The organism is Ideonella azotifigens (assembly GCF_006519715.1).
GTDB classification, from domain to species: Bacteria; Pseudomonadota; Gammaproteobacteria; order Burkholderiales; family Burkholderiaceae_C; genus Ideonella; species Ideonella azotifigens.
Genome location: NZ_VIDT01000198.1, coordinates 1 through 8,380, shown reverse-complemented (window position 1 = coordinate 8,380; position 8,380 = coordinate 1). Strand labels below are relative to the sequence as shown.

The 8,380-nt window shown below is 68.7% G+C and carries 10 protein-coding genes; all 10 read left to right on the top strand.

What is annotated here, in order from left to right:
• Positions 1-210, top strand: a 210-nt coding sequence (locus FKP22_RS13770; RefSeq protein ID WP_211361405.1) for a hypothetical protein, incomplete at its 5' end; no start/stop codon positions are given.
• Between the two features lie 389 nt (positions 211-599).
• On the top strand, positions 600-812 hold the full coding sequence (locus FKP22_RS13765; protein ID WP_141288054.1) for a hypothetical protein: 213 nt from the start codon (positions 600-602) through the stop codon (positions 810-812).
• A 23-nt stretch (positions 813-835) separates the two neighbouring features.
• Positions 836-3,190, top strand: coding sequence for a secretin GspD/PilQ domain-containing protein (locus FKP22_RS13760; protein ID WP_170200894.1), 2,355 nt, complete (start codon positions 836-838; stop codon positions 3,188-3,190).
• Positions 3,187-3,654: a type II secretion system protein gene (locus FKP22_RS13755; protein WP_141288052.1), complete on the top strand. Its 468-nt coding sequence runs from the start codon at positions 3,187-3,189 to the stop codon at positions 3,652-3,654. Before FKP22_RS13760 ends, FKP22_RS13755 begins: the two co-directional genes overlap by 4 nt.
• A complete protein-coding gene (locus tag FKP22_RS13750; protein WP_141288051.1) occupies positions 3,654-4,067 on the top strand; it encodes a type II secretion system protein in 414 nt (137 codons plus the stop codon). The genes FKP22_RS13755 and FKP22_RS13750 overlap by 1 nt, the downstream gene beginning before the upstream one ends.
• Positions 4,054-4,557, top strand: coding sequence for a type II secretion system protein (locus FKP22_RS13745; RefSeq protein WP_141288050.1), 504 nt, complete (start codon positions 4,054-4,056; stop codon positions 4,555-4,557). The genes FKP22_RS13750 and FKP22_RS13745 overlap by 14 nt, the downstream gene beginning before the upstream one ends.
• Positions 4,554-5,003, top strand: coding sequence for a type II secretion system major pseudopilin GspG (gene gspG / locus FKP22_RS13740; protein WP_141288049.1), 450 nt, complete (start codon positions 4,554-4,556; stop codon positions 5,001-5,003). The genes FKP22_RS13745 and gspG overlap by 4 nt, the downstream gene beginning before the upstream one ends.
• 21 nt (positions 5,004-5,024) lie before the next feature.
• On the top strand, positions 5,025-6,209 hold the full coding sequence (locus FKP22_RS13735) for a type II secretion system F family protein (protein ID WP_170200893.1): 1,185 nt from the start codon (positions 5,025-5,027) through the stop codon (positions 6,207-6,209).
• A complete protein-coding gene (locus FKP22_RS13730; protein WP_141288047.1) occupies positions 6,206-7,870 on the top strand; it encodes a GspE/PulE family protein in 1,665 nt (554 codons plus the stop codon). Before FKP22_RS13735 ends, FKP22_RS13730 begins: the two co-directional genes overlap by 4 nt.
• A gap of 49 nt (positions 7,871-7,919) precedes the next feature.
• The coding region (locus FKP22_RS13725) for a hypothetical protein (RefSeq protein WP_141288046.1) at positions 7,920-8,380 on the top strand (461 nt) is incomplete at its 3' end.

Genomic DNA, 8,380 nt, shown 5'->3' with positions numbered 1-8,380 from the left:
GCCGGCAGCCCCTACCGAAGCTCGCTGATGCAAGCTGAGGTGAGAGGCCGGTACCCGCAACTCAAAGGCTGGCTGCGCGACATGCTGGCGCGCCACCCCTACATGCTGGCCCTGGGCTCGCTGGACATTCGCCGTGGCGCAGCAACCGAGAGTGGCGTGGTGGAAGCCACACTGGAATTCCGCGTGTTCGAACGAGCGCCGCAACCGTGAACGCGACGGCACAACCGCCTGCCCAGCGCCGCCTGCACCCGGTCTTGATGGCAGCCCTTGGGTCAAGCGTGCTGGCCAGCGCATGGGCCATCTTCTGGCCTCCGGGCGAGGTGCAGGTTCCCGAATCACGCACGCGCGCGCAGGCTGTGCCGGCCATTTCAGCGGCGGCATCACCGCCAGCGTCCACGCCCGTTTCCTCGGCGCTTGCCGTCAGACAAGGCAGCGCCAGTGCCGAGCCCGATCCCGTGGTCCTCAGCGAAGCCACGCGCGACCCGTTCTATCCCGATGCTTCAGCGCCTACAGGCAAGCCCGCCAAGCCTGCCGCGCAGCCCACCCCCCAAGCGCTTGCCCCAGCCAACATCGATCCGCCGCCGCCCCAAGCCCCGCCCATGACCCACCGCGTCCTCGGCCGCTTTGCCGGCCCGGACGGCGCGCGCCTGCTGTTCGTGCAGGACGGCCAGCAGGCCGTGGTCGCAGCGCCCGGCGTGGAGCTGAGCAGCGGCTACCGCATCGAAGCCATCACCGCCACCGAGATCCGGCTGCGCCACCCTTTGCTCATGCCCACCGTGAGCCTGCCCCTGCCTGCCGAAGCGGCCCCTTGATGGCCAATTTTTGATCCATGACGATGTTGTCCTCTCTTGTCCGGTCCATTCCGCTTGCGGGCGCAAAGCGCGGCGCACGTGTGCTGTGCCTCTCCGCATTGTTTGGCGCCACGCTGCTGGGCCTGTCCGGCTGTGCCGGCCTCGTCCAGCACGAAGCCAGCGAACAAGCCGCCAGCGGCCAACCTGAACAAGCCTTGCGCACGCTGGAGGACGGTCTGCGCCGCTACCCGGAAGATGCCAACCTTCGAGCGCAGTACCTCACGCTGCGCGACGCCACCTTGCAAGGCTGGCTGGACGATGCCGCGCGGCAACGAAGTGCCGGCCGGCCTGACGAAGCCGAACGCCTGATCGCACGCGCGCTCGCCCTGGATGCCACCAACGGACGTGCCCAAGCCATGCTGGCCCAGCTGCGCCTCAACCGCCGGCTCGCCAGCGTGCTCGACGAGGCCCAAGGCCTGCACACCCGAGGCCAGTTGACGGCGGCCCTGCGCGTGATCGACGAAGGCCTCAAGTCCGACCCACAACACGCTGGCCTGCAAGCGCTGAAGCTGCAGATCCAGGCCGCGCAGCGCAGCCAGCAGTTGCAGTCCTCCCAAGCAGGCCTCGCCGAACAGCGGCCCATCTCGCTGGACTTCCGGGATGCCGGCCTGCGCCAGGTGCTGGACCTGGTCAGCCGCAACAGCGGGCTGAACTTCGTGCTGGACAAGGACATCCGGCAGGACCTGAAGGTCACCGTCTACCTCAAGCAGGTGCGCGTGGAAGACGCGCTGGACCTCATCGTCAGCACCCACCAGCTCGCTCGCAAGGTGCTGGACGATCGCACCGTGCTGATCTACCCGAACACGCCGGACAAGCAGCGCGAATACCAGGAGCAGGTCATCCGCGTCTTCTACCTGGCCAGTGCCGAGGCCAAGGGCGCGGCCAGCTTCCTGAAGTCCATGCTCAAGCTCAAGGACCCCTTCGTGGACGAGCGCAGCAACATGCTGGCCCTGCGCGAGGCGCCGGAGACCGTGGCACTTGCCGAACGGCTCATCGGCCTGTACGACACGCAGGAACCGGAAGTGCTGCTGGAACTCGAAGTGCTGGAGATCCGCTCGACCCGGCTGACCGAGCTGGGCTTGCAGGTGCCCAGCAGCATCAGCCTGTCGGCGCTGGCGCCCAGCTCCGGTGGCGGCCTGACCATTGCCAACCTGCGGAACCTGGACGACGGGCGCATCGGCGTGTCGGTGGGCAGCGTGACGCTCAACCTGCGGCGTGAGGTGGGCGACTTCGAGATCCTGGCCAACCCGCGCGTGAGGGCTCGCAACCGAGAGAAGGCCAAGGTGCTGATCGGCGACAAGGTGCCCATCATCACCACCACCACTTCGCAGACCGGCTTTGTGAGTGACTCGGTGAGCTACCTGGACGTGGGCCTGAAGCTGGAGATTGAACCCACCATCTATGCCAACGACGAAGTGCTGATCAAGCTGGCCCTGGAAGTCGGCTCACTCGCCAGCCAGATCAAGACCACCTCCGGCACCGTGGCCTACCAGATCAGCACCCGCAATGCGAGCACCGCGCTGCGCCTGAAGGACGGCGAGACCCAACTGCTCGCCGGCCTGCTGAGCAAGGAAGACCGCACCAGCGCGAGCCGCATTCCGCTGGTGGGCGACGTGCCGGTGCTGGGCCGCCTGTTCAGCAGCCAACTCGACGACGGCAGCCGCACGGAGCTGGTCCTGGCCATCACACCGCGCATCGTGCGCAACCTGCGGCAACCCGATCCAAGCGAAGCCGAACTCTGGGTGGGCACCGAGGCCTACACCCGGCTGCGCCAGGTGGGCGGCCGCGTGGCGCCTGAGCTGCCGGCCAAGCCGGACGGCAACAAGGCCACCGCACCTGCCACTGCTCCCGCCCCCAATGCAGCCCCAAATGCCGCGCCCGCTGCTGGCCCGGCGGTCGGCAACGAGAATCTGCCGCTGCTGCCCATGACCTTCCAGTGGCAGGGCCCGGCCACCGTCAAGGCTGGGCAGGTCTTCACGCTCGCACTCGATGGCGAGACCCCCCTGGGCCTGCGCAGCCTGAACCTGGGCCTGCAGGGCGTGCCGGGCGCTTTGCACGTCACCGAGTCGGCAGCTGGCGACTTCTGGGGCCGGGATCCGCAGACGCCGGTGAGCCTGAGCGCTTCTGATGATGAAGACACCGGCGCGATTGACACCGGCGCGCTGCGCTCCAAGCCCACCGTCGCGCCAGGCAAGGGCCGCTTGTTCGAGTGGCGCATGGTGGCGCCCAAGCCTGGTCGCTACAGCCTGTCAATGGGCGCCGCCAGCGTCGTCACGGGCGACGGCCAGCGGGGCAAGGCCACGCCGCCGCCTGCCTTCACCGTCGAGGTCCAGCCGTGAAGGCACTCAAGCCTGGCGGCTACACGCTGGTGGAACTGCTGGCGGTGCTGGCCGTGCTGTCCATCCTGGCGATGGGCGCCATGCCGATGGCCGAGATGGCCGCGCAGCGGCAGAAGGAGCAGGCCCTGCGGGACGCGCTGTGGGAGATCCGCGGCGGGCTGGACGCCTACAAGAAGGCTGTGGACTCCGGCCAGATCGCCCGCGAGGCCGGCGGCTCCGGCTACCCGCCCAAGCTCGCCAGCCTGACCGAAGGCGTGATGGACGTGCACGGCCAGCCGCGCTACTTCCTCAGGCGCTTGCCGCGGGATCCTTTTGCATCGCCTGAACTGACCGCGGAGGCCAGCTGGGCCTTGCGCAGCTACGACAGCCCGCCGGAGGCGCCGCACGCTGGTGCCGACGTGTTTGATGTCCAGTCCAGTTCAACCGCCAAGGGCAGCAATGGCGTGCCCCTGAAGGACTGGTGATGGCGCGCTCCTGCAAACGCCCAACGCTCGGCCCATCGCTGCGCCCGCCCGCCGGCTTCACCCTGATCGAGCTGCTGGTCGTGCTCGCGGCCCTGGCGCTGCTGTTGGGCCTGGCCGTGCCGCGTTACGTCGAGCATGTGGACCGGGCCCGCGAGATCGTGCTCAAGCAGAACCTGCGCGCCATGCGCGACGCCATCGACAAGTTCAACGCCGACCGCGGCCGCTACCCCTCGGAACTCGCCGAGTTGGCCAAGGAGCGCTACCTGCGCGAAGTCCCGCCGGACCCGGTCACCGACAGCGTGCTCACCTGGACCGTGGTGCCACCACCGTCGGGCGCGCAAGGCCAGGTCTACGACGTGCACAGCGGTGCCGCGGGCCTGTCGCGAGATGGGAGCCTGTATGCGGCCTGGTGACCCTCGCAAGGCGCGCCAGCCCCAGTCCCTGCGCGTGGCGCAACAGGGCATGGGCTGGGTGTTCGTGCTGCTGCTGCTGGCGGTGGCCAGCACGGCAGCCTCGCTGGTCGCCCAGCGCTGGGCCGATCAGATCGCGCGCGAGAACGAGCGGCAACTGCTTCGCGTGGGGGATGCCTACGCTGCGGCGCTGGCCCGCTACCGCGCCAGCACGCCGGGCGGGGATGCACGTTTTCCGGGAAGCCTGGAGGACTTGCTGACCGACAGACGTGCCGCTGTGGTTCGGCGGCACTTGCGGGCGCTGTATCCGGACCCGCTCACGGGCCAAGCGGACTGGGCGCTGCTGCGCGATGCGCGCGGCGACATCTCGGGCGTGCGCAGCCGGTCCGACAAGAAGCCGTGGGCGCAAGTGCCGCAGCAGCTGGAGTTCAGCGACCTGCCTGCGGCCACGCACTATTCCGATTGGGTTTTTACGCCAAGGTTGTCTTCATGAATGTCGTTTTGAGCCGGCCCATCTCTCCCGTCGCCCTTGCTGCCAAGGCGCGTGGCTTCACCTTGCTTGAGCTGCTGGTGGTGGTGCTGATCATCGGCTTGTTGACCGGCATCGTCGGGCCGCGCCTGATGGGGCAGATCGGCCGCTCGGAGGTCACCGCGGCCAAGGCGCAGATCGATGCGCTGGACAAGGCAGTGCAGGCCTATCGCCTGGACATGGGGGGCTTTCCGAGCACTGAGCAAGGGCTGGCGGCGCTGATGGCCGCGCCTGACGGCAATGCGCGCTGGCGTGGCCCCTACATGAAGAACGCGATCCCCACCGACCCATGGGGCTCGCCGTACCAGTACCGCATGCCGGGCACGAGCGGCCGGGACTACGACATCCTCAGCCTCGGGCACGACAAGCGTACCGGCGGCTCTGGCGACGACGCCGATCTCAGCAACTGACGCGCCTGCGTGGCACTGAACATGGACTTCGAAGCCCGCTTGTTCGACCCCGCCAGCCGCGCGGTCGAGCTGCGCCGGTTGCAGGCCGACGACGAGCCGGCTGCGCGTGCCTTGCTCTCGGCGACCGGGCACACGGTGCTGGAGCTGCGGACCCTGCGCGGTCGCCGGCAGGCGGCCGCTGGGGGCAAACGCAAGGAAGACCTGGCCCTGTGGTGCCGCGAGCTTCGCGCCTTGCTGCAAGCGGGCATGTCGGTGGTGGAAGCGCTGGATGCACTGGCCGCGGCGGCAGGGCCAGCGTCCATGCACGAGGCCTTGCTGGCCAGGCTGCGCGAAGGCAAGAGCCTGTCCACCGCGATGCAGCAAGTGGGCGGCTTCCCCGCCTTGCTGGTGGCCTCGGTGCGCGCCAGCGAGCGCACCAGCGACCTCACGCACGCGCTGGACGCTTTCCTGCGCTTTGACGACATGGTGGGCGGCCTGCGGCGCAAGGTGATCAGCGCGGCGCTGTACCCGGCCGTCGTCGTGGGGCTGGGCAGCCTGATCGCGGTGTTCCTGCTGCTGGTGGTGATCCCGCGCTTTGCGAAGCTGTACTCGGAGGCCGGCGCGGGTGTGAGCACCGCCACGCGTGGGTTGTTGGCCTTCAGCGCCTTGCTCTCGGCGCAGCCCTGGCTTGCTCCTGTGGGTTTGGCCTTGCTGTTCACCGGCGTGCTCTGGGCCTTGAGTGGGACGCGGCCGGCACAACTGCTGGCCTGGCTGCTGCGCGTCTGGCCCTGGCTTGCGGTGCAGGCCGGCCACTTCGAGCGCGCACGGCTCTTCGAAGCGTTGGCCCTGCTGGTGCACGGCGGCTACAGCCTGCACGAGGCGCTGGGGGTGTGCCTGACCCTGGCGCAGGCGCCGGAGATGCATGCCAGGCTGACGCAGGCCAGGTTGCGCATCGAGCAAGGGGCGGCGGCGTCGGTGAGCTTTGATTCGGTGGGGCTGACGGATCCGGTGACCGAGCGGCTCATTCGCGCAGGCGAGCGAGGTGGCGAGTTCGACCGGGTATTGCGCGCCATCGCCGAGCGGCATCGCCAGACCTTCGAGACCTTCATCGAGCGCGCCACGCGCATCGTCGAGCCGGTGCTGCTGCTGGGCGTCGCGCTGATGGTGGGCAGCATGGTGGTGCTCTTGTACATGCCGATCTTCGACATTGCGGGGTCTGTGCGATGAGCAGCCCCAAGACCGCCCCTGTACCGACCGCATCCGCCGTCCTGGCCGAGCTCAGCAAAGCGCGCGCAGCGGATGCGGGCACGGTGCTCGATGCCTTGCGCCGCCAACAGCCTGGCTGGCCCTGGGAGGCTTTGCTGCCGGCGCATTCAGGCGTTCGCACCAGTGCCGGCCTTGCCGATCTGGTCAGCCTGCCGACGCGGCTGGCCCTGCCGGTGGGCGTGGCCATCGTGCGCGAGGGTGCAGGGATCAGCTTCCTGGCCATGGCCGACCCCTGGGATGACCGCGCATTGCAGCGTGCCAGCGCGATTCTCGGCCAGGCGCTGGAGCCGCTGGCTGCGAGTGCCGATGAACTGGCGAGGTGGCATGTGCTGCTCGACGCTGCGTCGGGCGCGCCAGCGTTCCCTGGGCCTGCATCGGCTGCCCCGGCTACCAGCACAAGCGCTGGCTCGGCCAACGGCTCGGTCATTGTCGATTTCGTGGACCGGGCACTGCTCGCCGCCTGGCGCACCGGTGCCAGCGACGTGCACTTCGAGTGCGACCGGCAAGGGCTCACCGTCAAGCACCGGCTGGACGGCGTGATGGCCAAGTTCGAACGCCTGGAAGGCTTCCAGTTGGCCGAGGAGGTGATCTCGCGGCTCAAGGTGCTGTCCCAGCTCGACATCACCGAGCGCCGCCTGCCGCAGGACGGTCGCTTCCGCTTCCGGTTCGAAGGGCGCGAGGTCGACCTGCGGGTCTCCATCATGCCCAGCGTGTTTGGCGAGGACGCGGTGTTGCGGCTGCTGGACAAGTCCACGTTGCGCAGCAAGGGCGACGACGTCACGCTGGACGCCCTGGGCTTCGATGCGGACAGTGCCTTCCGGCTGCGGCACCTCGCGCGCCTGCCTCACGGCATGCTGCTCGTCACCGGGCCGACCGGCAGCGGCAAGACGACTTCGGTCTATGCGGCGCTCTCGGAGATCAACACCGGGCTGGAGAAGATCATCACGATCGAAGACCCGGTGGAGTACGAACTGCCGGGCGTGCTTCAAATTCCGGTCAACGAGAAGAAGGGGCTGACCTTCGCACGAGGGCTGCGCAGCATCCTGCGCCACGACCCGGACCGCATCCTGGTCGGCGAGATCCGGGATGGTGAGACGGCCGAGATCGCGGTGCAGTCGGCGCTCACGGGGCACCTGGTGTTCACGACCGTGCACGCGAATTCGCTGTTCGACGTGATCGGGCGCTTCCGGCACTTCGGGCTGGACATGTTCGGCTTCGTGTCCTCGCTCAATGGCGTCGTCGTCCAGCGGCTCATGCGGCGGCTGTGCCAGGCCTGTGCCACCAGCGCACCGCCTTCTGCGGAAGAAGCCGCGTGGTGGGCAAGACATGAAGCGACGTTCGGGCCGATGCCGGCGGAGCTGCCTCGCGCACAAGGCTGCCAGCACTGCCACGGCACCGGCTACCGGGGCCGCTTCGTGATCGCCGAGGTGCACGTCATTGGCGACCACCTGCGCGACCGGATCCTGGGCGGTGCAGAGGTCACGGAGTTGAAGCGCCTGGCGTTCGAAGGCGATGTCGGGCCTGCCGGCAAGGTGCAGCCATTGCTGCAGCAAGCCATCCGCCGCATCCAGCAATCGCAATCCACTTTGGAGGAACTGTTTCGTGTGGTGGGACAGGTCTGATAGGGCGGGTAGGACGGGCGACATCTACCTGGCGGGTCGCACGCTGGCCGTGCGTGTCGATGGCGAGGTCCGTGTCGAGCCGATCACGGAGGAGGACTGGCGTGCGAAGTTGGCGCAAGGCTTGGCTGACAGGCCACAACGGCGTTGGCGCGTGTGGCTGGGCGGCAACCGGTGTGCGTTGCACAGCGTCGATCCGGTGGTGGGACTGCGCAGCATTGAAGAGGCGGAGATCGCGCTGAGTGCGAGCCTTGGCCACGGGGACGCCGCGGTCGAAGCCAGATTGGCGACATGGCCGCAGCCCAAGGATTCGCCGTGGATCGTGGGCACGACGCCCGCCGGATTGGTGGGCGATCTCGCCGCCATGGCGGCGAGCGCCGACGCCAGCTTGGCGAGCGTCCGGCCGTGGTGGTGGGCTCACGCCGTGCCCAAAGGAGAGGGCGCTGCGTTCTGTGATGGCGAATGCATCAGCTACTGGCGCGTGGACGCGAAGGGGCGCATCGGCGCTGCGGC